The sequence below is a fragment of the Massilia sp. CT11-108 genome (assembly GCF_047302915.1).
Taxonomy (GTDB): domain Bacteria; phylum Pseudomonadota; class Gammaproteobacteria; order Burkholderiales; family Burkholderiaceae_D; genus Telluria; species Telluria orientalis.
The window spans coordinates 1-1,671 of sequence record NZ_JBKYMO010000823.1; the positions used below are offsets into that span (position 1 = coordinate 1).

Genomic DNA, 1,671 nt, shown 5'->3' on the forward strand with positions numbered 1-1,671 from the left:
GCCACGCTGGCCCTGCAATGCAGCATGTGCCACGGCGCGCGCGGCACGGCATCGGCCGGCACGAACGCGCCGCACCTGGCGGGCCAGCCCCCGTCGTCCACCTACAAGCAGCTGCGCGACTTCAAGTCCGGCCACCGCCCGAGCGCCGTCATGCAGCCGCTGGCGACGAACCTGTCCGACCAGGACATGCGCGACCTGGCCGCGTTTTACTCGCAGCAGCAGCGCGAGACCCTGGTGGGGCATGCGGGCATCCAGGTCGAGGTGCCGCGCATCGTCAGCAACGGGTCGCCGATGCGCAACGTGGGGGCATGCGCGACCTGCCATAGCCCGGGCGTGGCGCGCGTGGCGACGCCCATCATCGACGGGCTGCCGGCGGCGTACATCGTCGACCAGCTGAACGCCTTCAAATCGGGGCGGCGCGCCAACGACATCAACCAGCAGATGCGCAATGCGGTGCATGGGTTGACGGACCAGGAGATCGAGGTGGTGGCGAAGTATTACGCCAGCCGCTGATCAGAGCGAGGCCGCCAGCGCCTCGGCATCCGCCCCGGCGGGAATGCGCATCGGCGCCGCGGGATCCGTCACGGCACGCCACACGGCTTGCGCGACGTCTTGCGCCTGCGTGACCGGTCCCGGCTCGCGCATGCGCTTGAACACGTCGTCCATCAACGGCGCGTAATCCGACGGGATCTCGCCCTGCATGAGCGGGCGGGCGTTCTCGCCGAAGCGCGTGTCCGGCGCGCGGCCCGGCAGCACCAGGCGCGTCCGGATGCCCAGCGGCGCCAGTTCCAGCGCGAGCGATTCCGTGAACGCATTCACGGCTGCCTTGCTGGCCCTGTAGACCGACAGCAGCGGCCGCGGCGCGAGCGTGACGGTCGATGTCACGTTCACGATCACGCCCGCGCGCCGGGCGCGCATCGCGGGCAGCACGGCCTGCGTCATGGCGATCGTGCCGAGTGTGTTCGTCTCGAACACCGCACGGATCGTGTCCGTCGACACGGCTTCCAGCGGATTGATCAGGCCGACGCCGGCATTGTTGACGAGCGCATCGATCGGCCCCGCGGCGGCGATGGCCGCGCGGACGCTGTCCGCGTCCGTCACGTCCAGCGCGACGACGCGCAGGCGGCTCGACGCCGGCAGCAGGTCGGTGCGCGGCGTACGCATCGTGGCGACGACCTGCCAGTCGCGGTCGAGGAAATGGCGGGCGATTTCGAGGCCGAAGCCGGACGAGCAGCCGGTGATCATGACGGTTTTCATGTGAACTCCTGTGTGGGTTGGCAATACCGTTACGATAGCGGCCGACGTCCGGACGCGCTACAATCGTTAGTCCACACATCTTTTGCGAGAGTCCGGAATGATCGATCCCTTGGCCGACGTGGTCGGCCTGCTGCGGCCGGGCGTGCGCTACACGAAGATCGTCGGCGCGGCGGGCCGCTGGGGCGTGCGGCGCACGGAAGCGGGCGAGCCGTCGTATTGCGTCGTACTCGACGGCGCCTGCCTGCTCACGGCCGCGGACATGGATCCCATCGCGCTCGAACCGGGCGACTTCGTGCTGATCCCTGCCACGTACGACTTCTCGATGTCGAGCCTGCGCCCGCCGCCCGCACGCGACTTCGACAAGCCGCCCGCGCAGGTCGCACCCGGCGAAGTCCGCCACGGCACGCGCGACGG

General features: G+C 69.8%; 3 protein-coding genes. 2 read left to right on the forward strand and 1 reads right to left on the reverse strand.

Annotated elements, in window-relative coordinates; all coding sequences use genetic code 11:
- Window positions 1-513, forward strand: a 513-nt coding sequence (locus tag ACEN88_RS31095) for a c-type cytochrome (RefSeq protein ID WP_413345943.1), incomplete at its 5' end; no start/stop codon positions are given.
- Here ACEN88_RS31095 and ACEN88_RS31100 read toward each other — a convergent pair.
- Window positions 514-1,257, reverse strand: coding sequence for an SDR family oxidoreductase (locus tag ACEN88_RS31100; RefSeq protein WP_413345945.1), 744 nt, complete (start codon window positions 1,255-1,257; stop codon window positions 514-516). It lies immediately after the preceding gene.
- 97 nt (window positions 1,258-1,354) lie between these two features.
- On the opposite strand from ACEN88_RS31100, the gene ACEN88_RS31105 reads away from it, so the two are divergent.
- Window positions 1,355-1,671 (forward strand): cupin domain-containing protein (locus ACEN88_RS31105; protein WP_413345946.1); only part of this gene is annotated, 317 nt, incomplete at its 3' end.